The sequence below is a fragment of the Nocardioides hankookensis genome, assembly GCF_042658885.1.
GTDB classification, from domain to species: Bacteria; Actinomycetota; Actinomycetes; order Propionibacteriales; family Nocardioidaceae; genus Nocardioides; species Nocardioides hankookensis.
The window spans coordinates 934,149-958,149 of sequence record NZ_JBHSRJ010000004.1 but is presented as its reverse complement, the minus strand read 5'-3'; the positions used below and the strand labels follow the sequence as shown (position 1 = coordinate 958,149).

At 72.6% G+C, this 24,001-nt stretch carries 22 protein-coding genes; 3 read left to right on the top strand and 19 right to left on the bottom strand.

Features of this window, described 5'->3' with window-relative positions; genetic code table 11:
- Nucleotides 1-133: 133 nt before the first annotated feature.
- The 19 genes from ACFPYL_RS11055 to mraZ form a co-directional block, all read right to left on the bottom strand.
- Nucleotides 134-883, bottom strand: coding sequence for a DivIVA domain-containing protein (locus ACFPYL_RS11055; RefSeq protein ID WP_379153821.1), 750 nt, complete (start codon nucleotides 881-883; stop codon nucleotides 134-136).
- 92 nt (nucleotides 884-975) lie between these two features.
- Complete coding sequence (locus ACFPYL_RS11050; RefSeq protein ID WP_379153819.1) at nucleotides 976-1,269, bottom strand: YggT family protein; 294 nt, start codon at nucleotides 1,267-1,269, stop codon at nucleotides 976-978.
- A gap of 12 nt (nucleotides 1,270-1,281) precedes the next feature.
- A complete protein-coding gene (locus tag ACFPYL_RS11045) occupies nucleotides 1,282-1,779 on the bottom strand; it encodes a cell division protein SepF (protein WP_379153818.1) in 498 nt (165 codons plus the stop codon).
- 60 nt (nucleotides 1,780-1,839) lie between these two features.
- Nucleotides 1,840-2,550, bottom strand: a complete 711-nt coding sequence (locus tag ACFPYL_RS11040; RefSeq protein WP_379153816.1) for a YggS family pyridoxal phosphate-dependent enzyme — start codon at nucleotides 2,548-2,550, stop codon at nucleotides 1,840-1,842.
- Nucleotides 2,547-3,233: a polyphenol oxidase family protein gene (locus ACFPYL_RS11035; RefSeq protein ID WP_379153814.1), complete on the bottom strand. Its 687-nt coding sequence runs from the start codon at nucleotides 3,231-3,233 to the stop codon at nucleotides 2,547-2,549. Before ACFPYL_RS11035 ends, ACFPYL_RS11040 begins: the two co-directional genes overlap by 4 nt.
- Nucleotides 3,230-4,405, bottom strand: coding sequence for a cell division protein FtsZ (gene ftsZ / locus ACFPYL_RS11030; protein WP_379153812.1), 1,176 nt, complete (start codon nucleotides 4,403-4,405; stop codon nucleotides 3,230-3,232). The genes ACFPYL_RS11035 and ftsZ overlap by 4 nt, the downstream gene beginning before the upstream one ends.
- Before the next feature lie 173 nt (nucleotides 4,406-4,578).
- A complete protein-coding gene (locus ACFPYL_RS11025) occupies nucleotides 4,579-5,403 on the bottom strand; it encodes a cell division protein FtsQ/DivIB (protein ID WP_379153810.1) in 825 nt (274 codons plus the stop codon).
- Complete coding sequence (gene murC, locus ACFPYL_RS11020; protein ID WP_379153808.1) at nucleotides 5,396-6,736, bottom strand: UDP-N-acetylmuramate--L-alanine ligase; 1,341 nt, start codon at nucleotides 6,734-6,736, stop codon at nucleotides 5,396-5,398. Before murC ends, ACFPYL_RS11025 begins: the two co-directional genes overlap by 8 nt.
- On the bottom strand, nucleotides 6,733-7,842 hold the full coding sequence (gene murG / locus ACFPYL_RS11015) for an undecaprenyldiphospho-muramoylpentapeptide beta-N-acetylglucosaminyltransferase (RefSeq protein ID WP_379153806.1): 1,110 nt from the start codon (nucleotides 7,840-7,842) through the stop codon (nucleotides 6,733-6,735). Before murG ends, murC begins: the two co-directional genes overlap by 4 nt.
- A 23-nt stretch (nucleotides 7,843-7,865) precedes the next feature.
- Nucleotides 7,866-9,113: a putative lipid II flippase FtsW gene (gene ftsW, locus ACFPYL_RS11010; RefSeq protein ID WP_379153804.1), complete on the bottom strand. Its 1,248-nt coding sequence runs from the start codon at nucleotides 9,111-9,113 to the stop codon at nucleotides 7,866-7,868.
- Between the two features lie 34 nt (nucleotides 9,114-9,147).
- Complete coding sequence (murD, locus tag ACFPYL_RS11005; RefSeq protein ID WP_379153802.1) at nucleotides 9,148-10,599, bottom strand: UDP-N-acetylmuramoyl-L-alanine--D-glutamate ligase; 1,452 nt, start codon at nucleotides 10,597-10,599, stop codon at nucleotides 9,148-9,150.
- A gap of 10 nt (nucleotides 10,600-10,609) precedes the next feature.
- Nucleotides 10,610-11,698 carry a phospho-N-acetylmuramoyl-pentapeptide-transferase gene (gene mraY, locus ACFPYL_RS11000; protein WP_379153800.1) on the bottom strand — a complete coding sequence of 363 codons (1,089 nt, stop codon included), beginning with the start codon at nucleotides 11,696-11,698 and terminating at the stop codon, nucleotides 10,610-10,612.
- Nucleotides 11,695-13,071 carry a UDP-N-acetylmuramoyl-tripeptide--D-alanyl-D-alanine ligase gene (locus ACFPYL_RS10995; RefSeq protein WP_379155439.1) on the bottom strand — a complete coding sequence of 459 codons (1,377 nt, stop codon included), beginning with the start codon at nucleotides 13,069-13,071 and terminating at the stop codon, nucleotides 11,695-11,697. Before ACFPYL_RS10995 ends, mraY begins: the two co-directional genes overlap by 4 nt.
- 5 nt (nucleotides 13,072-13,076) lie before the next feature.
- Nucleotides 13,077-14,576 carry a UDP-N-acetylmuramoyl-L-alanyl-D-glutamate--2,6-diaminopimelate ligase gene (locus tag ACFPYL_RS10990; RefSeq protein WP_449289710.1) on the bottom strand — a complete coding sequence of 500 codons (1,500 nt, stop codon included), beginning with the start codon at nucleotides 14,574-14,576 and terminating at the stop codon, nucleotides 13,077-13,079.
- A gap of 26 nt (nucleotides 14,577-14,602) precedes the next feature.
- Complete coding sequence (locus ACFPYL_RS10985; RefSeq protein WP_379153796.1) at nucleotides 14,603-16,375, bottom strand: peptidoglycan D,D-transpeptidase FtsI family protein; 1,773 nt, start codon at nucleotides 16,373-16,375, stop codon at nucleotides 14,603-14,605.
- Between the two features lie 56 nt (nucleotides 16,376-16,431).
- Complete coding sequence (locus ACFPYL_RS10980; RefSeq protein ID WP_379153794.1) at nucleotides 16,432-17,004, bottom strand: hypothetical protein; 573 nt, start codon at nucleotides 17,002-17,004, stop codon at nucleotides 16,432-16,434.
- A gap of 76 nt (nucleotides 17,005-17,080) precedes the next feature.
- Nucleotides 17,081-18,046, bottom strand: a complete 966-nt coding sequence (rsmH, locus tag ACFPYL_RS10975; protein ID WP_379153792.1) for a 16S rRNA (cytosine(1402)-N(4))-methyltransferase RsmH — start codon at nucleotides 18,044-18,046, stop codon at nucleotides 17,081-17,083.
- Nucleotide 18,047: 1 nt separating this feature from the next.
- On the bottom strand, nucleotides 18,048-18,218 hold the full coding sequence (locus tag ACFPYL_RS10970) for a hypothetical protein (protein ID WP_379153790.1): 171 nt from the start codon (nucleotides 18,216-18,218) through the stop codon (nucleotides 18,048-18,050).
- A 225-nt stretch (nucleotides 18,219-18,443) separates the two neighbouring features.
- A complete protein-coding gene (mraZ, locus tag ACFPYL_RS10965; protein WP_345530054.1) occupies nucleotides 18,444-18,875 on the bottom strand; it encodes a division/cell wall cluster transcriptional repressor MraZ in 432 nt (143 codons plus the stop codon).
- A gap of 459 nt (nucleotides 18,876-19,334) precedes the next feature.
- On the opposite strand from mraZ, the gene ACFPYL_RS10960 reads away from it, so the two are divergent.
- Genes ACFPYL_RS10960 through ACFPYL_RS10950 form a run of 3 tightly spaced genes read left to right on the top strand, consistent with a single transcriptional unit; the run spans nucleotide 19,335 to nucleotide 23,979 of the window.
- Nucleotides 19,335-20,318, top strand: a complete 984-nt coding sequence (locus tag ACFPYL_RS10960) for an AAA family ATPase (RefSeq protein ID WP_379153788.1) — start codon at nucleotides 19,335-19,337, stop codon at nucleotides 20,316-20,318.
- Nucleotides 20,315-21,595, top strand: coding sequence for a DUF58 domain-containing protein (locus ACFPYL_RS10955; protein WP_379153786.1), 1,281 nt, complete (start codon nucleotides 20,315-20,317; stop codon nucleotides 21,593-21,595). The genes ACFPYL_RS10960 and ACFPYL_RS10955 overlap by 4 nt, the downstream gene beginning before the upstream one ends.
- Nucleotides 21,592-23,979 carry a transglutaminase family protein gene (locus tag ACFPYL_RS10950; protein WP_379153784.1) on the top strand — a complete coding sequence of 796 codons (2,388 nt, stop codon included), beginning with the start codon at nucleotides 21,592-21,594 and terminating at the stop codon, nucleotides 23,977-23,979. The genes ACFPYL_RS10955 and ACFPYL_RS10950 overlap by 4 nt, the downstream gene beginning before the upstream one ends.
- The last annotated feature ends 22 nt before the right edge of the window (nucleotides 23,980-24,001 follow it).

The following is a 24,001-nucleotide window of genomic DNA, read 5'->3' as shown; positions in this document are numbered from 1 at the left end:
GGTCCGACCACAGTGGGTGCAGGGAGGGTAGCCGCTCGGTGGTAGCCCCTCCAATCCGCCGCACCGTAAATCGCGACACCGGTCGGCCCCCGCGGGGGTCGACCGGTGTCGTCGTGCTCGGTTCAGAGCCAGATCAGGCGTCGTCCTCGCCGAGGATCGAGCGCAGCCGCTTGGGCGCCGGCGACTCGTCGCCGCCGGGGCCCTGGGACTCCGATCCGGTGTTGAGCGACTCCAGCTGCTGGCTGAAGTAGCTCTTGAGCCGGGAGCGGTACTCGCGCTCGAACGAGCGGAGGTTCTCGACCTCGCCGTTGAGCTTGTCGCGCTCCTTCTCGAGGTCGCCGAACATCTGCCGGCGGCGCTCGGCGGTCTCGGAGTCGAGCATCTGCGCACGGGTGCGAGCGTCGGCCTCGAGCCGGTCGGCCTTGGTCCGGGACTCCACGTCGAGACGCTCGGACTTGGTCCGGGCCTCGGCGATGATCTTGTCGGCCTCGTTCTTCGCGTCCTCGACCAGCTCGTCGGCGTTGCGGGTCGCGATCTCCAGGAGGCGGGCCGCGGCGTTGGACGCCTCAGGGACCGTCTCGACCCGGATCGTCTCGACCGGGCTGGCGGCCGCGGCGACGACCGGGGCCGGCGTCGGCACGGGGGCCGGCTCGGGCTCCGGGGTCTTCTCGACGACCGGCTCGGGGGCCGGCGCTGCGGGCACGGGAGCGCCCGACTGCGCGGCGGAAAGCTTCGACCTGAGGTCGTCGTTCTCCTTCGTGAGCCGCGCGAGCTCAGCCTCCACCTCGTCGAGGAACTGATCGACCTCACCCATGTCGTAGCCCTCGCGGAGCCGGACGGGAGTAAAGCGCTTGTTGCTCACGTCCTCAGGCGTCAGCGGCATGACCTCACCCATTCATTCTCGTCAGAGTTAATGTCCATCGAACAATAGCGCCTGTGCTGGCCCCGAGGTCATCCAGCACCACGCATCCCAGGTCAGCCGAAGAAGATCTGTCGGTTCACCTGGAGTAGTACATAAGCAGCGATCATCACGATCAGGAAACTGAGGTCGAGCGACACGCTCCCGATCCGGAGCGGCGGGATGACCCGTCGCAGCGCCTTGATCGGCGGGTCCGTGATCGAGTAGACGACCTCCAGCGCCACCAGCAGGACGCCGCGCGGCGTCCACGACCGGGCGAAGATCTGCACCCAGTCGACGACGAAGCGGATCCACAGGAGCGCGATGAAGAACCACAGCAGCCCCTCGATGAGGCCTCCGGCAACACTCACGTACGACGCGTCCTAGCTCTGGTTGAAGAACCCGCCCTCGACGATGCGCTGCTTGTCCTCGGCGGCAACCGAGACGTTCGGCGGTGAGAGCAGGAAGACCTTGTTGGTGATGCGCTCGATGGTGCCACGTGTCGCAAAGACGAGCCCTGCCGCGAAGTCCACCAGACGCTTGGCATCAGTGTCGTCCATCTCGGACAGGTTCATGATCACCGGGGTCCCGTCGCGGAAGTTCTCGCCGACGGTGCGCGCCTCGTTGTACGTGCGCGGGTGCAGCGTGATGATGCGGGACAGCTCGGCGACCACGGAGGTCGGGCCGGGCGTCGTGCGCCGCCGCTCGGAGAGGTCCGAGACCGGTGCGGGACGGCTCTCACGCTGTCCCTGGCGCGCCGAGACCGGCATCGTCTCCTGCGTGTCGTACTCGCCCTCGTAGGCGCCGTACTCCTCGTCGTACCGGCCGGTGTCCTCGAGCAGGCCGAGGTACTCGCCGATCCTGCGCATTCCGCCGCTCATGACTGTTGTCCTCCGGTACTCCGCGCCCCGTGTGGGGACGCACTCTTGGTGTTTGGGACCCTACTTGAACTGCGGCCTCGAACCGAGGACCGCGGAGCCGACACGCACGTGTGTCGCGCCGGCGTGGATCGCGTGCTCCAGGTCACCGCTCATCCCGGCCGAGACCCAGGTGGCCGTGGGGTGCTCGGCGAGCAGGTCACGGTGGATCTCCGCGAGCCGATCGAAGGCCGGCCGGGGGTCCTCTCCCAGCGGCGCGACCGCCATCAGGCCACGCAGCCGCAGCATCCCGGCCTCCTCGACCGCGCGGGCGAGCGCGGGCAGGTCGCTGGGCTCGGCGCCGGCACGGCCCTCACGCCCCGGCGGGTCCAGGCTGACCTGGAGCAGCACGTCGACCTGGTGCGAGCGCGCGTGCGCGCCCCGGCTCAGGCCGGCCACCAGCTTGGCGCGGTCCACGGACTCGACGACGTCGGCGTACGCCGCGACGGCCGCCGCCTTGTTGCTCTGGAGACCGCCGATGAAGTGCCAGGCGAGCCCGAGGTCGGCGCACTCGGCGGCCTTGACCTCGGCCTCCTGGTGCCGGTTCTCCCCCACGTCGCTGACGCCGAGGTCGGCGAGCAGGCGGACGTCGGAGGCGGGGAAGAACTTCGTGACCACCACGAGGCGTACGTCGTCCGGCGAGCGGCCGGCGTCGGCGCAGGCGGCCGCGATCCGACCACGGACCGTCTCCAGGTTGGTGGCGAGCTCGTCGCGGCGGGAGCTGTCGTCGGTCACGGGGTCCTCCAGACGACGCCCGCGAGCCGGCCGGCGGCCGCGCCGTCGCGGCGGTGGGAGTGCAGCGCCTCGTCCTCCCGGGTGCAGCCGCCGACCTCCGCGACCGCGACGCCGGCCGCTTCGAGCTGGGCGCGGACTCCGGCGCCCAGGTCGAGCGCCGGGGTGCCCCAGCTGGTGGTCGCCGCGGTGGCGGGGACCTCGGCCGCGACCTCGGCCCGCATCTCCTCGGGAACCTCGTAGCAGGCCCCGCAGATGTGCGGGCCGACCCATGCGCGGAGGCCTGTCGCGCCCAGCTCGTCGAGGCGGCGCAGGGCGGCCGGCACGACGCCGCGGCGTACGCCCTCACGCCCGGCGTGGACCGCGCCGACCTCGCCGGAGTCGGCGACGAGCAGCACCGGCACGCAGTCGGCGGCCCGGGCCAGCAGGGCCAGCCCGGCCGCGCCGGTGACCAGGGCGTCGGCGTCGGGGAAGGCCCCGTCCGCACCGTCGGGGACGTGCACGGCGGTCCCGTGCACCTGGTGCATGAGGTACGGCGTCGCGCCGGTCTCGGCCGCGATCTCGGCCAGCGCCGCCCCGCGCACGGCGGGGTCGGCGTTGTCGCCCAGGTCGAGGCGTCTGTCCGTGAACGCGACCGACACCGTGCCGGTGGCCACCGGCACGGTGTCGTGGAAGAGGAAGGTCACTTCAGGAAGTCGGGGATGTCCAGGTCGTCGTCGTCGAACTGGACCTGGGGCGGCGTCGCGGGCTTGGCCGGCGTCGAGGGCGCCGACGGTGCCACGGTCTGGGTCCGGGTGGCGGCGACCTTCTCCTTCTCCTCGACGGCGGGCGCCGGGGCGGCGGCCTGGGCCGGGGCGGGCTGTGCCTTCGGCTCCTTGCGGAGCACGTTGCCCTCGCCGGTGCGCTTGGGCATGCCGCCGTCGAAGCCCGCGGCGATCACGGTGACCCGCACCTCGTCGCCGAGCGCGTCGTCGATGGTCGCGCCGAAGATGATGTTGGCTTCGGGGTGCACCGCATCGGCGACCAGCGCCGCGGCCTCGTTGATCTCGAAGAGGCCGAGGTCCGAGCCGCCGGCGATGGAGAGCAGCACGCCGTGCGCGCCGTCGATGCTCGCCTCGAGCAGCGGGCTCGAGACCGCCATCTCCGCGGCCGCGACCGAGCGGTCGTCGCCGCGGGCCGAGCCGATGCCCATCAGCGCCGAGCCGGCGTTGGACATGACCGACTTCACGTCGGCGAAGTCGAGGTTGATCAGGCCGGGCGTGGTGATCAGGTCGGTGATGCCGGAGACGCCCTGGAGGAGCACCTGGTCGGCCTGCTTGAACGCGTCGAGCACCGACACGTTGCGGTCGCTGATCGACAGCAGCCGGTCGTTGGGGATCACGATGAGGGTGTCGACCTCCTCGCGCAGCTGCGCGATGCCCTCCTCGGCGGAGTTGGCGCGGCGGCGACCCTCGAACGCGAACGGGCGGGTCACGACGCCGATGGTCAGCGCACCCAGCGAGCGGGCGATGCGGGCCACGATCGGCGCGCCGCCGGTGCCGGTGCCGCCGCCCTCACCAGCGGTCACGAACACCATGTCGGCGCCCTTGATGACCTCCTCGATCTCGTCCGAGTGGTCCTCGGCGGCCTTCGCGCCCACGTCGGGGTTGGCGCCGGCGCCGAGGCCACGGGTGAGCTCGCGACCGATGTCGAGCTTGACGTCGGCGTCGCTCATCAGCAGCGCCTGCGCGTCGGTGTTGATCGCGATGAACTCGACGCCCTTGAGGCCGACCTCGATCATCCGGTTGACGGCGTTGACACCACCACCACCGATACCGACGACCTTGATGATGGCCAGGTAGTTCTGTGCTGCTGCCACGGCGATCTCGCCTCTCGCTGGTTGGTCCGGGTGTGCTCTGCGGGTGCAGGGAAGTCGTCCGGCGTGTCCCTCAACTCTGACCCTCAGCCTGAGGGTTATAGTTATGTCAACCTCGCCGTGGTCACGACAGTAGGCACCGACGTACGACGATCCGCGGCGACACGCCGCACGACCTACTCCTTGGTCGTCGGCTGGCCCGGCACGGACACGTCGTAGTGCTGGGCCTGCACCGCGGCCAGGAGGTCGGTGAGGACCTCGGCCTTCTGCTCCGACTCCTCGGAGCTCCCCCACTCGACCTCGCGGCCGTCGCGGAGCTCCAGCGTGATCTCGTCGACGGTCTGGACGTCGACGTGGTCGACCTTGGCGGCGAGGTCGTGCGGCAGCGAGGCGACCACGAGGGCTCCCTCGCGCAGTGCCTCGGCGCCGGTGTCGGCGGAGGTCTGCACCCGCGGCAGGTCGGCCGGTGCCCGGGTGTAGTCGCGGAAGACCACCCCGTCCTCGTCGAGCCCACGCAGCTGGCCGCCGATCTCGACGACGGCCACCGGGTCCCGCTCGACGACGGTGATCAGGACCGTGTCGGGCCACTCGCGGGTCACGTCGGCGGACTTCACCGTCGCCAGCGACTCGACCCGGGTGCGGATGCGCTCCAGGTCGGCGCGGGCCAGCGGGCCGCCCTCCGGTACGGCGGCAGCGCGCTCGACCTCGGCCGTGCTGAGCTGGTCGGTGCCGGTGACCCGCACGCCTTGCACCGCGAGGTAGGACGAGAAGAAGACGAGCCAGAGCACGCCGACCACCAGCGCGATGAGGAGCACGACGGCGAGGACCGGCTTCCAGGCCAGCCACCGGCGGGTCCACTGCCGCCGGGCGAAGCGACGTCGGCTGCGCAGCAGGGCCGGGTCCGCCTCGAGGACGTCGTCATCGGCGGCGAGCGCGTCGAAGCCCTGGGTCTCGTCGGGGTCGCGCGGCTCCTTGGTCGGCCGAGGGGTCCGCCTAGCCATCGAGCAGCTCCAGCACCCGGGGCGCGACCTCGGTGACGGTGCCGGCCCCCAGGGTCAGGACCAGGTCGCCCGGACGCGCCCGCGCGACCAGCTCGGCGGCGACGTCGTCGAAGCCCGGCACGAATGTCACCCGGTCGGCCGGGAGCGGCACCGCGCCCGCGACCAGAGCACCGGTGACGGCCGGGTCGGCGTCCTCCCGGGCCAGGTAGACGTCGAGCACGACGACCTCGTCGGCCGCTGCCAGCGCCACCCCCATCGCCTCGCCGAAGATCCGGGTCCGCGACACGAGGTGCGGCTGGAAGGCCACGACCACGCGGCCCTCCCCCGCGACCGCGCGGGCGGCCGCGAGGTCACCGGCGATCTCGGTCGGGTGGTGGGCGTAGCTGTCGTAGACACGGACGCCGCCGGCCTCGCCCTTGCGCTCCATCCGCCGCTTGGTGCCGGTGTACGACGCCAGCCCGCGCACCAGGTCGGCCTCGTCGAAGCCCAGCTCGCGGCCGGCGGCGAGCGCGGCCAGCGCGTCGGCCAGGTAGTGCTCCCCCGGCGACCACAGCGTCACGCCGGCGAGGGCGCCGGGCTCGCGCGCGGAGACCGTCACGACGCGTCGCCCGGCCGCGCGGTGCCGGTCGGCGAGCGCGGCCGCGCCGGGGTCGTCGGCGACGCAGACCAGGAAGCCGTCGGGGTCGAGGGTGTCGGCGAACTCGTCGAACGCCGCGACGTATGCCTCCTCGGTCCCCCAGTTGTCGAGGTGGTCGGCCTCGACGTTCGTCACGATCGCGGCGTACGGCGCGTAGTGCAGGAAGGCGCCGTCGCTCTCGTCGGCCTCGGCGACGAAGAGGTCGCCGGACCCGGCCGCCGCGTTGACGCCGGTCGCGGCCAGGTCGCCACCGATGGCGTACGTCGGGTCCGCACCCGCGGCCTGGAGCGCGATCGTGAGCAGGGACGTCGTCGTCGTCTTGCCGTGGGTGCCGGCGACGGCGACCACCCGGCGGTCGGCCATCAGCGCGGCCAGGGCGGCCGAGCGGGGCAGGATCCGCAGGCCCTGGCCCACGGCCTCGACGTACTCGGGGTTGTCCTCGCGCACGGCGGTGGACACGACCACGGTGTCGACGTCACGCACCTGCTCGGCGGCATGGCCGAGGTGCACGGTCGCGCCGAGGTCGCGCAGCCCGGCCAGCGTCGGGGAGTCGGTGCCGTCGCTGCCGCTGACGGTGACGCCGCGCGCGAGCATGATCCGCGCGATGCCGGACAGCCCGGCTCCCCCGATGCCGACGAGGTGGACGCGGCCGAGGCGCTCGATCGGCAGGATCTCGTCGGGGACGGGCACCTTCACTGTGCCGTCTCCCGGGCAGAGGCCTCGAACACCATCCGGGCCAGCTTCTCGTCGGCGTCGCGTGGCACCAGGGCCGACGCTGCGGCGCTCATCGCGGCGAGCCGCTCGGGGTCGGTGGCCAGCGCCGGGACGGTCGCCGCGATCCACTCGGGGCTGACGTCCGCGTCGGCGACCAGCAGCCCGCCGCCCGCGTCGACGACGGGGGCGGCGTTGCGCACCTGCTCGCCGTTGCCGATCGGGAGCGGCACGAAGACGGCCGGGAGCCCGACGGCGGCGGCCTCGGTGACGCTCGAGGCGCCCGCGCGGCACACGACCAGGTCGGCCGCGGCGTAGGCGAGGTCCATCCGGTCGACGAAGTTCACGACGACGTAGGGAACGCTCTGCCCGTCCCTGGCGGTCTCGGGCGACGCGTCCCCCTGCGGGCCGACCACGTGCAGCACCTGCACGCCGGCCGCCGCGAGCGCTGCCGCGGCGCCGGAGACCGACTGGTTGAGCTTGCGGGCGCCCTGGGAGCCGCCGGTGACCAGCAGGGTCGGGCGGTCCCGGTCGAGGCCGAAGAACTCGCGGGCCTCCGCGCGCAGGGCGGCGCGGTCGAGGCCGGAGATCATGGTGCGGATCGGCAGGCCGACGTACTCCGCCTTCGGCAGCGGGGTGTCCGGGAAGCTCACCGCGACCCGCTGCGCCACCCGGGCGCCCGCCTTGTTGGCGAGGCCCGGCACGGCGTTCTGCTCGTGGACGAGCAGCGGCAGCCTGCGGCGGCGCGCGGCGAGGTAGGCCGGCATCGAGACGTAGCCGCCGTAGCCGACGACGACGTCGGGGCGGACCCGGTCGAAGACCGCGAGCGTCTCCCTGACGGCCGCCCGCAGCCGCAGCGGGACCTTGAAGAAGTCGGCGTTGGGCTTGCGGGGCAGCGGCACCGGCGGGATCAGCTCGAGGGGGTAGCCCGCCTCCGGGACCACCCTGTTCTCGAGGCCGCGAGGCGTGCCGAGACAGGTGATCTCGACCTCGATCCCGAGGTCGGGGGCGAGCCGGCGGATCGCGTCGGCCGTGGCGAGCAGGGGCGAGGTGTGGCCGGCGGTGCCACCGCCGGCGAGGAGAACGCGCATCACGGCCAAGTTTATGTAGAGCCCTAGTGAGAGGCGCGACCGGCCGAGAGACCGGCCGACCGGGCCTTCTTGCGTTGGGCCAGCGCCCGGGCCGCCTCCGGCTCACGGCGCGCGAACCCGATCAGCAGCCCGAGGGCGACCAGGGACGGCACCAGTGCGGAGCCGCCGTACGAGACGAGCGGGAGCGGGATGCCGATGACCGGGAGCAGCGCGAGCACCATGCCGACGTTGATGATCATCTGGCCGAGCAGCCAGACCACGATGCCGAACGACACGTAGCGCACGAAGGGCTCGGTGGCCTGCGACGCGACGCGTACGGCGGCGAACGCGATCACCAGGAAGAGCCCGATCACCAGCAGGGTGCCGACCAGCCCGAGCTCCTCGCCCAGGACGGCGAAGATGAAGTCGGTGTGGGCCTCGGGCAGGGTGCCCCACTTCTCGCGGCTGGCGCCGATCCCCTCGCCGAACCAGCCGCCGGAGGCCAGCGCGTAGAGGCCGTGGGCCGGCTGCCAGCCGGTGTGATGGAAGTCCTTGAAGGGGTCGGTGAAGGTGGTGAGGCGGTCGAGCCGGTGCTGGCTGGTCGTGGCGAGGTAGAGCGCGATCACGCCGGTCACCAGGATCGAGATCGTGAACAACCGGGCCGGCGCGCCGACCACCCAGAGCATCGCGAGCAGGATCGCGAAGAGGACCAGGGCGGTGCCGAGGTCCTTGCCGAGCATGACCAGCACGATCACCACGCCGATCCCGAGCACCACCGGGAAGATCAGCTCGTGCAGGCTGTCGAGCCGCTTCTCCTTGCGGGCGTAGATGTGTGCCGCCCAGAGCACGATCGCGAGCTTCGCGATCTCGGCCGGCTGGATCAGGAACGGGCCGAGCCCGAGCCAGTTCTTGTTGCCGTTGACCTCGACGCCGAGGCCGGGCACCCGCACCAGCGCGAGCAGCACGATGGAGACGAGCAGCGCCGGCCAGGCGAACCGGCGCACGGCGCCCAGCGGCAGCCGCGAGGCGACCCACGCGCACGGGATACCGATCGCGACCCAGATCAGCTGGCGGGTGACGACGGCGTAGGAGTTGCCGTCGTTGTGCTGGTAGGAGTACACGCTCGAGGCGCTGAGCACCATGATCAGACCGATGGTCAGCAGCAGCGCGGAGGCACCGAGCAGCAGGTAGTAGGCCGTGAGCGGGCGGTCCAGCGCCTCGCGCGCGGAGCGGTACCACCCCAGGACCGCAGGGCGGCGGGTGGTGAGGTCGTCGGGGCTCGCGGTGGTCATCGCGCTCCCCTCCTGCCCGGGCGGTCTCTCGGCGTCAGAGCCTTCGTCGTACGGCGTCCGCGAACGCGTCGCCGCGCTCGGCGTAGTTGGTGAACATGTCCATGGACGCGCATCCGGGAGCCAGCAGGACCGTGTCGCCGGGTCGGGCCAACTCGACCGCGGCCCCCACGACACGCTCCATGGCATGCCCACCATCTACGGGTCCAGTCTCGTCGTCGGCCACGACGATCACGGGCACATCGGGGGCGTGTCGCGAAAGCGCGTCGGCGATGACGTCGCGGTCGCGACCGATCAGGATCGCGGCCCGCAGCCGCTTCCCGGCCGCCTGCACCAGGTCGTCGAAGCGGGCGCCCTTGGCGAGGCCGCCGGCCACCCACACGACCGAGTCGTAGGCGAGCAGCGAGGACTGCGCGGCGTGCGGGTTGGTGGCCTTGGAGTCGTCGACCCAGGTGACGCCGTCGCGCTCCCCGACGACCGCGATGCGGTGCCCGCCGGGGCGGAACGCCCGCAGCCCGTCGCGCACGGCGGCCTGCGAGACGCCGTGCGAGCGCGCCAGCGCGGCCGCGGCCAGGGCGTTGGCGACGAAGTGCGGTGCCTGCGACGCGAGGTCCCCGATGGTGCAGAGCTCGGCGGCGCTGCTGTCGCGCTGCTCGATGAACGCCCGGTCGGCCAGGATGTCCTCGACCAGGCCCACCATCCCGACCGACGGCATGCCGAGCGTGAAGCCCACCGCCCGGGCGCCCTCGACGACGTCGGCCTCGCGCACCAGGCGCTCGGTCTCGGGGTCGGCGACGTTGTAGACGCAGGCGCGCTGCACGCGTTCGTAGATCCGGCCCTTGTCGGCCGCGTAGTCGGACATCGAGGAGTACCAGTCGAGGTGGTCCTCGGCGACGTTGAGCACGGCGGCGGACTGGGCGCTCATCGAGTCGGTGTAGTGCAGCTGGAAGCTCGACAGCTCGACCGCGAACACGTCGTACGGCTCGGGGTCCATGACGGCCTCGACGATCGGCAGCCCGACGTTGCCGACCGCGATGCTGCGCAGCCCCGCGGCCCGCAGGATCGAGTCGAGCATCTGCACCGTGGTCGTCTTGCCGTTGGTGCCGGTGACGCAGAGCCACGGGGTGTCGACGTTCGGGTCGCGCAGCCGCCAGGCCAGCTCGACCTCGCCCCAGACCGGGATCCCGCGGGCGGTGGCCTGGGCGAGCAGCGGCGCGCTCGGCTTCCAGCCGGGCGAGGTGACCAGGACGTCGACGTCGTCGGGCAGGGTCGCGGTCGCGCCCTCCCCCAGGCGTACGTCGGCGCCGAGGACCTCGAGCAGCTCGGCCTTCTCGGCCCGGTCGCCGGCGTCGGACTCGTCGAGCGCGACCACGCTCGCACCGAGGTGGTTGAGGTTGTCGGCGGCCGCGAACCCGGACACGCCGAAGCCCGCGACGACCGCGCGGACCCCCTCCCAGGAGTCGTGGCGACCGAGGGTCGTGGGATCCACTACCGCTCCCTCACAGGCGGGCCACCCACTCGGCGTAGAAGATGCCGAGGCCGCCGGCCACGCAGAGCCCGGTGATGATCCAGAACCGGATCACGATCGTGATCTGCTCCCACCCGAGCATCTCGAAGTGGTGGTGGATCGGTGTCATCCGGAAGACCCGGCGCCCGGTGCCGGTGAGGCGCCTCGTGATCTTGAACGTGGAGACCTGCAGCATCACCGAGACCGTCTCGAGCACGAACAGCCCGCCCAGGATGATCAGGAGCAGCTCGGTCCGGGTCAGGATCGCCAGCCCGGCGAGCGCGGCGCCCAGCGAGAGCGAGCCGGTGTCGCCCATGAAGATCGCGGCCGGCGAGGCGTTCCACCACAGGAAGCCGAAGCACGCCCCGGTCAGCGCGGCCGAGACGATGGCGAGGTCGAGCGGATCTCGGACGTCGTAGCAGAGCGGCGTCGTGGGGTTGCTGCCGCAGAACTGGTTGCTCTGCCAGATGTTGACCAGCATGTACGCCGCGAACACCATCGTCGACGCGCCCGCGGCGAGCCCGTCGAGGCCGTCGGCGAGGTTCACGCCGTTGCTGGTGCCGACGATGATCAGCCAGAAGAGCAGGACCGCGATCACCATCGGCAGTGCGAGCCAGCTGATGTCGCGCAGGAAGGAGATGTTCTGCGAGGCGGGCGGGGTGCCGTTCTCGTCCTCGAGCCACGGTGACAGGGCGAGCACGCCGAAGACGACGGCGACCAGCGTCTGCCCGATCATCTTCGCCTTGCTGCGCAGGCCGAGGCTGCGCTGCTTGGAGATCTTGATGTAGTCGTCGAGGAAGCCGACCAGGCCCATCCCCACGAAGAGGAAGAGCAGCAGCAGCGCCGACGCCGACGGCGGGGTTCCGGTGATCAGCAGCGCCCCGAAGTAGCCGACGACGGTCGCCAGGATGATGACGACCCCGCCCATCGTGGGGGTGCCCCGCTTGGTGTGGTGGCTGGTCGGCCCGTCGTCGCGGATCTCCTGGCCGTAGCCCCACTTCGTGAAGAGGTTGATCGCCACCCGGGTGCCGAGCAGCGAGATGAGCAGGGCCAGGCCGCCCCCGAAGAGAATCGCTCTCATGGCGTGCTGGTCCCTCCCTCCGGTCCTGGGGCGAGCAGCTGCTCCGCGATCACCCACAACGCGACGCCGTTCGACGCCTTGACGAGGACGACGTCGCCCGCCGCGACATTCTCGCGTACCCAGGCCAGTGCCTCGTCACGCCCCGCCGTGAGGATCGCCTCACCCTGACCGTCGACGGCCGCTGCACGGAGCCCGTCGGCGATCCCCGAGGCGGGCTCGCCGACCACGACGACCACGTCGATGCCGAGGCGGGCGGCGGCCGCCCCGACCTCGGCGTGCCCGGCGTGCGCGCTGTCGCCGAGCTCGCGCATCTCGCCGAGGACGGCGACGGTACGACGGTCGCGGCGACGCCCGATCACCGCGAGGGCCTCCAGGGCTGCGGTCGTCGAGGCGGGGTTGGCGTTGTAGGAGTCGTCGATCACGACCAGGCCGTCGGCGCGCTCGTGCAGCGCCATCCGCCTCGGCGACGAGCCGCCGGCGGCACTCAGCGCGGTCGCCACCTCGACCAGCGGCATCCCGACCGCGGTCGCCATCGCGGCCGCGGCCAGGGCGTTCTCGACCTGGTGGGCACCGGAGTGGCGCAGGGCGACGGGGTGCCACGCGTCGGCGTGCCCGAGCGCGAACGACGGTCGGTCGAGGTCGTCGACCTCGACGCCGCGCGCGACGACGGCGCCCTGGTCGCCGAAGGTCAGCACGTGTGCGTTCGTGCGCGGGGCCATCGCGGCCACCAGCGGGTCGGCGGCGTTGAGGACGGCCGTGCCCTCGGCGGGCAGCGCCTCGACGATCTCGCCCTTGGCCTGCGCGATCGCCTCGCGCGAGCCGAACTCGCCGATGTGCGCGGTGCCGACGTTGATCACGGCAGTCACCTGCGGCGGCGCGATCTCGCACAGGTAGGCGATGTGCCCGACACCGCGGGCCCCCATCTCGACCACGAGGTAGCGGGTCGAGGCGTCGGCGGCCAGCACGGTCAGGGGGACGCCGATCTCGTTGTTGTGGTTGCCCACCGTCGCCACGGTCGGGCCGGCCGTCGCCAGTACCTGGGCGAGGTAGTCCTTGGTGCCGGTCTTGCCCTGCGAGCCGGTGAGCGCGAGGACCGTGACGTCGAGCCGGTCGACGACGTGCCGCGCGAGGCGGCCGAGAGCGACCACGGGGTCCGCCACCACCACCGTGGGGGCGCCGGTCGGGCGGCTGCCGAGCACGGCGTGCGCCCCGTCGGCGTAGTCGTGGCCGTCGACGCGCTCACCGACGATCGCCACGAACAGGCCGCCGTCCACGGGCGCGCGGTTGTCGACGTACGCCTCACCGGTGACGACGACGTCGGCGTCGCCTGCGACGGTGCCACCCACCGCCTCGGCGATCTCGCCCAGCGTCATCGGGATCACGTCGCCACCTCGCGAAGGGCCTCGCGCACGACCTCGCGGTCGTCGAAGGGGTGCACCACGCCGTTGATCTCCTGACCTGTCTCGTGTCCCTTGCCCGCGACCAGCACGATGTCACCGGGCGCCGCGCGACGCAGCGCCTCCTGGATCGCGGCGCGCCGGTCGCCGACCTCGACGACCTCTGCCGCGGGCTCGGAGATCCCGTCGAGCATCGCGGCGCGGATGGCGGCCGGGTCCTCGGTCCGCGGGTTGTCGTCGGTGACGACGAGGACGTCGGCGAGCCGCGCGGCGATCTCGGCCATGATCGGGCGCTTGCCCGGGTCCCGGTCGCCGCCGGCGCCGAGCACCACGATCACGCGCCCCTGCGTCAGCGGCCGGAGCGTCCGGATCGCCGCGGCGACCGCGTCCGGCTTGTGGGCATAGTCGACGACGACGACGAACTCCTGGCCGGCGTCCACGCGCTCGAGCCGACCGGGGACTCCCCCGCCCGCAGCGATCCCGGCGGCCACGGCGGCGGCGTCCAGGCCGGCCTCGCCGGCGGCGGCCACCGCGGCGAGCGTGTTGGAGACGTTGAAGTCCCCGGGCAGCGGGCAGCCGGCGGTGATCCGGTCGCCGGCGGGGGTGGTGATCACGAACGTCGAGCCCTCCGCCGTCAGCTCGACCTCGGAGGCCCGCCAGTCGGCGTCGGTGCCGGTGATGGAGAAGGTGCGCATCGGGACCGTCGCGCGGTCCAGCAGCAGCCGGCCGTGCTCGTCGTCGACGTTCGTGAGACCGACCCGGGCGCGCTCGGGGGTGAAGAGCGAGGCCTTGGCGTCGAAGTAGTCGTCCACGTCGCGGTGGAAGTCGAGGTGGTCGCGGCCCAGGTTGAGGAAGACGGCGACGTCGAAGACGACGCCGTCGACGCGGCCCATCACCAGCGCGTGGCTGGAGACCTCCATCGCGCAGACCGCCACGTCCCGCTCGCGCATCATCGCGAACAGCCCGTGCAGGTCGGGCGCCTCGGGGGTCGTCAGGGCCGTCTTCACGTCCTCGCCGGCGACGCGGGTGCCGACGGTCCCGATCACGGCGGCGCGCACGCCGGCCTGCTCCAGGCCGCTCTCGGCCAGCCGGGTCGTGGTGGTCTTGCCCTGGGTGCCGGTCACGCCGATCATCCGCATCGCGGCCGCGGGCTCGCCGTACACCCGGGCGGCGAGGCGGCCGAGCACCGCGCGGGGCCGCTCGACGACGAGGACCGGTACGTCGACGGCGGTCGCCGCCCCGGCGGGGTCGGTCAGCACGGCCACGGCGCCGGCCTCGAGGGCCGCCCCGACGAAGTCCATGCCGTGCGCCCGGGCACCCGGCAGCGCGGCGTACAGGTCGCCCGGCCGGATCCGCTGGGAGGACAGCGAGACACCCGTGACGTCGCCCTCGGCGGCGCCGACGACCTCCGCGGGGAGCCACTGCGCGAGGGTCTGGAGCGACGTCCGCAGCGGGTGCTGGGGGCGGGTGGAGTCGTGCACCACGTGAACCTATCGCTGGTCGGTGCTCACCACTCGACCGGGAGCCGCGAGGGCTGCGTGCCGGTCGGCGGGACGCCGTAGCGGCGCAGCGCGTAGCTCATGATCTTCGCGAACGCCGGGCCGGCGACCGAGCCACCGCCGCCGGAGGCGGGGTTCTGGACGACGACGTAGATCGTGAACCGGGGGTCGTCGGCGGGCGCGAACCCGGCGAACGAGACGGTGTCGGTGCCGTTGTAGCAGCCGCACTCGGCGCCCACGCGCTGCGCGGTGCCGGTCTTGCCCGCGACCCGGTAGCCGGGCACGGCCGCACCGGGCGCGACGCCGACGTCGGGGTCGATGACCCGCTCCATCATCAGCATCGTCTCGCGCGCCGACTTGGCGCTGATGACCCGCTTGCGGGTCGCGTGGTCGGTGCCGACGACCTGGCCGTCGTCGGTGGTGGCGGAGCCGTCGATGACGTTCGGCGAGATCCGTACGCCGCCGTTCGCGATCGTGTTGACCGCCGCGGCCATCTGCACCCCGTTGACCGAGAGCGACTGGCCGAAGGCGATGCGGTCCTGCGTCTGGTGGGTCCAGGTGTTGCCGGGCGGCAGCAGGCCGGACGTCTCGCCGCGCACCCCGATGTCGGTGCGCTGGCCGAGGCCGAACTGGCGCAGGTAGGCGTCGAGCTGGCCCTGCTTGAACTTGTCGGCGGCCAGGACGGTGCCGATGTTGGAGGACTTCGCGATGACGCCGGCGAGGGTCAGCGGGATCGTGCCGTGCGGGAACCAGTCGTGGATGGTGCGGTCCTCGCGGTTCAGCTCCGGCGGCACCACGATCTTGGTGCGCGGCGAGACCAGGCCGAGGTCGATCAGCGAGCTGACCGTCAGCACCTTCTCCACCGAGCCGGGCTCGTAGACGTCCTGGAGGGCGCGCGAGCCGAGGTCGGCCTTCGGGGAGGCGGTCGGGTCGTTGGAGTCGTACGTCGGGTCGTCGGCGACCGCGAGGAGCCCGCCGCTGCGGGTGTCCATCACGATCGCGAAGCCGGACTCGGCCCCGGAGTCCTCGACGGTCTGGCGCAGCACCCGCTGCGTGTACCACTGGAGGTCGAGGTCGATGGTGGTCTTCAGGTCCTGCCCGTCGACGGGCGCGGTCTGGGCGCTCTCGCCGAGCGGGATGCGGTTGCCGCCGCCGACCTCGTACTGGGCCGACCCGTCCGTGCCGGAGAGCTGCTTGTTGAACGTGCGCTCGAAGCCTGCGAGGGGCTCGTCCGTGCCCATGAAGCCGACCAGGTTGGAGCCGACGTCGCCTGCCGGGTAGTCGCGCACGGGGTCGCGCTCGGTGGTCAGGCCCTCGTACTTCCGCTTGGCAGCCTCGGCCAGCACCTCGTTCGCGATGGTGGAGGGCACCCGGCGGGCGATGTACTCGAAGCGGACCTCCCGGCCGTCGACCTCGTGCTCGCGCAGCTTGGCCAGCGTGTCGGCGTAGTCGATGTCGAGCTTCTTGTAGAGGAACGCCGCCAGGTCGGCCGCGTGCGGCGCGGTCAGCCTCGGGTCGGCGATGATCATCAACCCGTCGACGGAGTCAGCGAGCGGCTCCCCGTTGCGGTCGAGGATGTCACCGCGGGCCGCGGGCAGCACGATGCTGCGCAGCCCCTCGGCGGCAGCCATCTGGGCGTACGAGTTGGGGTCCAGGCCCTGGAGCTGCACCAGCCGGGCGCCGAAGACCGAGAGCAGCATCGCGATGACGACGAACCCGACGCGCAGGCGCAGCTGCGGTGAGCCGCGTCGGGTGCCGCGGGGCGAGGGGGTGGCGGGCAACGGCTCGCTCCTCGGTCGGATCGGTCGGGCTGGGTGGCTGGTGGGGCTGGTGTGAACTACTGGTTCTTCTTCTTACCGTCTCCGGCGGCCCGGCCCGCGTTGGCCGCGCCCGTGTCGCCGGACGAGTTCGTGCTGGTCGTCGAGGCGGGTGGCGCCACCACGTGCTTGATGATCGGCTTGGGGTTCAGCGAGGCCGGCTTGGCCGGTGCCCGCTCGTAGATGCGCAGCGGCGTCGAGTCGGCGCAGGGCGCGCCGGTGACCTTGCCGGTGCCGAGCTGGAGGAACGCCGGGCTGCACGCCTGCACCATGCCGAGCCGCTGGGCGGCGGCGGCGATCCGCTGCGGGTCGCGCAGGCGGTCCAGGTCCATCGCGAGCCCCTGCTCGCGGGCCGCGAGCCGGGTCGACTGCTGCTCCAGGGCGGTGGTGGCGAAGGACGCCTGCTGCATGGAGGTGTTGAAGAGGAGCAGGCCGACGACGCCGCCGAGCAGCACCATCGAGACCAGCGCCAGGAACGGCGCGCGCGAGGTCGTCGTACGCCGGTTCGGGACGACGGTCAGCCGCGCCCGCTCGATCGCGTCCTCGGCGAACCGCGGGATCCTCGACCTGATCTGGTACGCCGGACTGCTCATGCGCGTACTCGCTTCGCTCCGTGCGCGCCTGAGGCACAGATGGCGCTGTCCTGGATGATTCGCTCGCTGCGCTCGCTCATGCTGCTTCTCCCCTGTTGTCGCGCACTCGCTCGATCGCCCGCAGCCGCACCGACGCGGCCCGGGCGTTCTCGGAGATCTCCTCCGCACTTGCCTTCTCGCTGCCCCGGGTGACCAGGCGCAGCGCGGGCTCGTGCCCCTCCGGCACGAACGGCATGTCCACCGGGACGTCGCTGCGGGTCGCGGCGACGAACGCCTGCTTGACCAGCCGGTCCTCGAGGGAGTGGTAGGACTCGACGACCACGCGGCCGCCGACGTTGATCGCGTCGATCGACGCGGGCATCGCGCGGCGGAGCACGGCGAGCTCGTCGTTGACCTCCATCCGCAGCGCCTGGAAGGTGCGCTTGGCGGGGTGGCCGCCGGTGCGCCGCGCGGGCGCCGGGATCTCGGCGTACAGCAGCTCGACCAGGCGGCCCGACCTCGAGAACGGCTCGGTGGCACGCTCGCGCACGATCGCGGCGGCGATCTTGCGGGCGAACTTCTCCTCGCCGTACTCCCGCAGGATCCGGGTGAGGTCGGCGGCGTCGTAGCTGTTGAGCACCTCGGCGGCGGTGATCCCGGTCGTACCGTCCATCCGCATGTCCAGCGGCGCGTCCTCGGCGTACGCGAACCCGCGCTCGCGGACGTCGAGCTGCATCGAGGAGACGCCGAGGTCGAACAGCACGCCGTCGACCGACGGGAGCCCGAGGTCGTCGAGCACGTCCTCGATCTCGTCGTAGACGGCGTGGACGCCGGTGAAGCGGTCGCCGTACGGCGCCAGCCGCTGGCTCGCGAGCTCGAGTGCCTGCGGGTCGCGGTCGATCCCGATCACCCGGGTCGCGTCGATGCGTGAGAGGACCGCCTCGCTGTGGCCGCCGAGGCCGAGCGTCGCGTCGACCAGGACGGAGCCGGGGCGGTCCAGCGCGGGCGCGAGGAGCGAGACGACCCGGTCCAAGAGGACCGGGACGTGGGAGGGGCTGACCATGTCAGGCCTGTCGCGCCGCGACTGCGAGGAGCAGGAAGACCACCGCGACCCCGACCGAGGTGGCCGCCGAGAACGCCATCAGCGTGGCGGCGTCGCGGGCCTGGTGGCGCACCCGGGGTGCGGCCGGCTCGACCGTGTCCGGGTAGTGCGGTGCCGCTGGCGCGATGCTCATTGCTTCTCGACCCTCGATGTGGTGGTGCCTGGGGAAGACATCTGGATACGTGCGATCCGCCGGACCAGGTCCCTGCCCGCTCCCGGTGGCCCTCCGTGGTGCTGGGAAGGGAGGGGACCATCTGGAACCGGGGAAGGTGCCCCAGATGGCAGCGGGAGCGGGCTCGAGACCTCGTCCTGCGGATCGCTGTTGAGTTCGGTGGTGACTTGGTGGTGCGTGGTGGGGCTAGTTCGGTGATGCGGGCTGCTCGTCGAGCTCGGCGAACTTCTCCTGCGCTCCGGTGGAGTACTCGCGCCAGCGGGCGGGGTCCCAGATCTCGATCCGGTCCATCACGCCGATGACCACGACGTCGCGCTCCAGCGCGGCGTACTCCCGCAGCGTGGCCGGGATGCCGATCCGGCCCTGCTTGTCCAGCGACCCCTCGTCGGCCCCGGCGAAGAGGATGCGGGCGTAGTCACGCGCGCCGCGCACCGTCATCGGCGTGGCCTGGGCTCGCCGGGCCTCCTCCATGAAGACGTCCGTGGGCCACACGACGAGGCAGTTCTCCTGTCCCTGTGTGACCACGAGCCCCTCCGACAGTCGGTCCCTGAACTTGGCGGGGAGGAACAGCCGGCCCTTGTCGTCGAGCTTCGGGGTGTAGGTGCCCATGAAGAACATCGAGCACCTCACTCCCCTGGCCCCACGGACCCTTCCTCCACTGCGCCCCACATTACTCCACAATCCACCACCGTCAACCACTTCACGCGTGTTGCAGCGGGCGATTGCGCGAGTTCGGCCCGCGGACCGGCGCATCGCTCCCCGGCGTACGGATCCCGCCCGTGACGCGTTTGCGCAGGTCAGACGCCGTACGACGGTGCGGTTGCGGGCTCGGTGGAGCGCGGGTGGGGCGGAACGGCGCTCCGGTGGGGCGTGGTGGAGCGGATCGTGGGGCGGCCGGGAGAAACCACGAAGGCCCCAGGTGAACCGGGACCGCAACCAGATCGTGCAACCAGACAGGATCGGCAGGAGTCAGATGCATGTGGCCCATCGGGCCACGTAGGTTTCCCTCCACGACTTACGGTGGGAACGAGCAGCGGTCGGGCAACGGGGTCGACCGGGCGACGGGGAAGGGACGACGTGGACAGTTCTGTGGGCGGGGTAGCAACAGGCGGGGCCGATCTCGAGACGCTGGCGCGGGTCGTCGGCCGGGTCCGGACCAACATCGAGCGGGTCATCGAGGGCAAGCCCGACGTGGTCTCATCCGCACTGACCGTGCTGCTCGCCGAGGGCCACCTGCTGATCGAGGACGTCCCCGGCGTCGGCAAGACGATGCTCAGCAAGGCGCTCGCGCGCAGCATCGACTCCTCGGTGCGCCGGATCCAGTTCACGCCCGACCTGCTGCCGTCCGACGTCACCGGCGTCTCGGTCTTCAACCAGAACACCCGCGAGTTCGAGTTCCGCCCCGGCGGCGTCTTCGCCAACATCGTCGTCGGCGACGAGATCAACCGCGCCTCGCCCAAGACGCAGTCCGCCCTGCTCGAGTGCATGGAGGAGCGCCAGGTCACCGTCGACAACACGACGTACCACCTCGAGCAGCCCTTCATGGTGATCGCGACGCAGAACCCGATCGAGATGGAGGGCACCTACGCACTCCCCGAGGCGCAGCGCGACCGCTTCATGGCCCGGGTGTCGGTCGGCTACCCGGTCGAGGCGGCCGAGATCGCGATGCTCGACTCGCACACCGGCGCCAACCCGCTCGACGACCTCGAGGCCGTGACCGACGCCGCCGAGGTCCGCAAGCTGATCGGGATCGTCAACCAGGTCCACGTCTCCTCCGCGGTGCAGCGGTACGCCGTGGCGATCAACGCCGCAACCCGACGCTCCGAGGAGCTCTCGCTCGGCGCCTCGCCGCGCGCGACCCTGCACCTGGTCCGGGCCGCCAAGGCGGTGGCGGCGATGGACGGGCGCGACTACGTGCTGCCCGACGACGTGCACCGGCTGACCCGGCCGGTGCTCGCCCACCGCCTGCTGCCGAGCGTCGAGGCCGCGATGAGCGGTCGCTCCACGACGACGATCCTCGACGCGATCGTCGCCTCCGTGCCGGTCCCCGACGCGCGATGAGGGAAGCCCTGGCCGGGCTCACCGTCCGCGGACGGGCGTTCCTGACCGCCGGCATCACCGCGATCGTCTGCTCGATCATCCTCGACCAGTCGACGCTGGCCCGGGTCGGCGTGCTGCTGCTGGCGCTCACCCTGATCACCGTCGCGCTGCTCGCGCGCAACCGCTACCGGCTCACGCTGGTCCGCACGGTGACCCCGCAGCTCGTCGCCGCCGGCCAGCCGGCCCGGGTGACCCTCACCCTCGCCAACGACGGCCTGGCTCCGAACGGCGTCCTGCTGCTCGAGGACCAGGTGCCGTACGTCCTGGGCACCCGTCCGCGGTTCGTGCTGGAGGGCATCAGCCAGGGCTGGCGCCACTCCGTCAGCTACCAGGTCCGCTCCGACGTCCGGGGCCGCTTCGAGATCGGGCCGATGTCGGTCCGGGTCAGCGACCCCTTCGGGCTGGTCGAGCTGGGCCGCACCTTCCGCACCACCGTCCCGCTCACGGTCACGCCCCGGACCGTGCCCCTCGCGCACATCCCGCTCGGCGGCGCCTGGACCGGGTCCGGCGACAACCGGCCGCGGGCCTTCGCGACCGGCAGCGCCGAGGACGTGACCGTCCGCGAGTACCGCCAGGGCGACGACCTGCGCCGCGTGCACTGGCGCAGCTCGGCGAAGCTCGGCGAGCTGATGGTGCGTCGTGAGGAGCAGCCCTGGCAGTCGCGGGCGACGCTCTTCCTCGACAACCGCACGATCGCCCACCGCGGCCAGGGCATCGCCTCCTCCCTGGAGGCAGCCGTCTCCGCCGCCGCGTCGATCGCGGTCCACCTGACCCACCGCGGCTTCGCCGTCCGCCTGGTCACCGCCACGGGCGAGGAGGCCGGCAGCGCCTGGCACGTGCGCGGCGCCGACCTCAACACCGGTCCCCTGCTCGAGTCGCTGGCGGTCGTCCAGCCGGTCGGCCAGCCCCGGCTGGACACCAGCTGGCTCGGCGAGGGCGCCCACGGCGGCCTCACGGTCGCCGTCTTCGGCGCCGTCGAGGCCACCGACCTGCCGGTGCTGCGCCGGATGCAGCACCACGCCGGCTCGGCCGTCGCCGTCGCCGTCGACGTCGGCGCCTGGATCGGCGCGGCGCCGTCCGCTGACACCACCCGGCTCCTGGGCCAGCAGGGCTGGCGCGCCGCCGCCCTGCGCCCGCGCGACCGGCTCGAGGCGGTCTGGCAGGAGCTTGCGCACACCAGCGCCCAGAGCTCGAGGTCGGGGAGCTCGCGGGGCACCCAGCCGGAGGTCCACGCATGAACCGCTCCCGCGGCCACCTCGGCGCCAACCTCCTCTTCGCCGCCGTGGCGGCCGGCACGACCTGGCTCGCCATGTCGGCCTGGCGCGACCTGACCGTCACGCCCGGCAGCTTCCTCAACCCGCTGCTGCTGCTCGCGGTCGTCGTGGCCGGCACCGGGACCGCGGCCCGGTGGTGGCGGTGGCCCGCTCCCGTCGTGCTGCTCTTCCAGCTCGCGGTCACCGGGATCCTCACCAGCCTGCTGCTCACCGGCTCCCCCGTCCCGGTCGGCGGCGCCTTCACCGAGCTCACCGATGCGTTCCGCGACGCCGTCGCGAGCTCGCAGGACTTCGCGGCGCCGGTGCCGACCGAGGCACCGCCCGTCGACCCGCTCCTGATCGTCGGCGGCCTGGCGTGCCTGTTGCTGGTCGACCTGCTCGCCTGCACGCTGCACCGCGCGTCGCTGGCCGGGCTGCCGCTGCTCGCGGTCTTCACCGTCCCGGTCGGCATGGTCGGCGACAGCGTCAGCTGGTGGGTCTTCGCAGGTACGGCGGCCGGCTACCTCGCGCTCCTCTTCCTCCAGGAGGGCGACCAGGTGTCGCGCTGGGGCCGCCCGCTCGGGCTCGACCAGGAGACCGGTGACCCGATCGCCTGGTCGGCCGGCGCCAACACCGTGCGCGGCACCGCCGGCCTGGTCGGCGGCGCCGCGACGGCGCTCGCCGTCCTGGTGCCCGTGCTCATCCCGGCGACCGGCCTGCACCTCTTCGACTTCGGGCCCGGCCAGGGCGGGGGCGACGACATCCGCGTCGAGAACCCGACCGCCGACCTGGTCCGCGACCTCAAGCAGGGCGATGACATCCCGCTGGTCCAGGTGACCACGAACGACCCGGACCCGTCGTACCTCCGGATCCTGACGCTGACCCGCTTCAGCGACGCGGAGTGGAGCCCCGGCAACCGCGACGTGCCGGCCGAGCACCTCGCCGACGGGCTGATGCCGCCGCCGGCGGGCGTGTCCGCGGACGTGGGCCGCAAGGAGTACCCGTGGGACGTCTCCGTGCTCCCGGCCTTCGACTCGCGGTGGCTGCCGACCCAGCCGCCGGTCAGCAGGGTCGTCGCGGACGGCAACTGGCGCTACGACGACAAGACGATGGACTTCATCGCCGGTGACGACGACCTGAGCACCGCGGCCCTCGACTACTCGATGACCGCCGTGCACCTCGACATCAGCTCGGAGCGGCTCGCCGACGCCGGCCCGCCGACCGGCAAGGTCAGCGACATCTTCACCGACCTCCCCGACGACCTGCCGCCGATCGTGCACGACCTCGCCGTGCAGGTCACCGACGGCGCGGAGACGCCGTACGAGAAGGCCGTGGCGCTGCAGAACTGGTTCCGCGAGGACGGCGGCTTCACCTACTCGCTGGCCCAGGGCCCGGACGGCAACGGCAGCGACGCGCTCGTCGAGTTCCTCTCCGACGGCCCCGGCGGCCGGGTGGGCTACTGCGAGCAGTTCGCGTCGGCGATGGCGGTCATGGCCCGGCAGCTCGGGATCCCGGCACGGGTCGCGATCGGCTTCCTGCACCCCGACCCCGACGGTCCCAACCAGTGGGTCTACTCCAGCAAGGACATGCACGCCTGGCCCGAGCTCTACTTCGACGGCGCCGGCTGGGTGCGGTTCGAGCCGACCCCGGCCGGTCGCGCCGACGAGGTGCCGAGCTACACCGAGCCGGGCTCGGACCCGCAGGACGAACCCACCGACGAGCCGTCCGCCTCGCAGAGCTCCTCCGCCCCGACCCAGCCGAACCGCCCGCGCGACACCGAGTCCGCGGCGGCCGCCGCGGACGACCAGAGCAGCGGCGGCTCGTCGGTGCCGTGGATCCCCACGCTGGGTGGCCTCGCGGTGCTGCTGCTCGTCGCCGGTGGCGTGCTGCTGCCCCGGACGCTGCGTGCGCGGCGCCGCGAGCGCAGGCTCGCCTCCGGGCTCGCCGAGCCGGTCTGGGCGGAGCTGCGCGACACGGCCGTCGACCTCGGCCTGCCCTGGCCGCGCGACCGGTCGCCGCGTGCGACCCGGGCCGTGCTCGTCGAGTACTTCGGCGCCCCCGTCGGACCGGACACCGTCGAACGCCCGGCGCACGGCCCCGCGATCGCGCCCGAGGCGGTCGGCGCGCTCGACCGACTCGTGCACACGGTCGAGCTGGACCGCTACTCGCGCTCGGGGGCGAGCCTCGACCCGGTGCGCCTGCGCGCCGACGGGGAGACGTGCGTGGCCGCGCTCTTCGGCGGGGCGGCGCGCTCGGCCCGGCGCCGGGCCACCTGGTGGCCGCGCACCGCGCTCTCGTCGCGGCGCCGGCGCACCGCTCCCGGCACCTTCGAGGCCCGCTACGGCGGCGTGGTCGACCAAGTCTCGTAGCGGGTCTCGTGGCGGCGGGAAC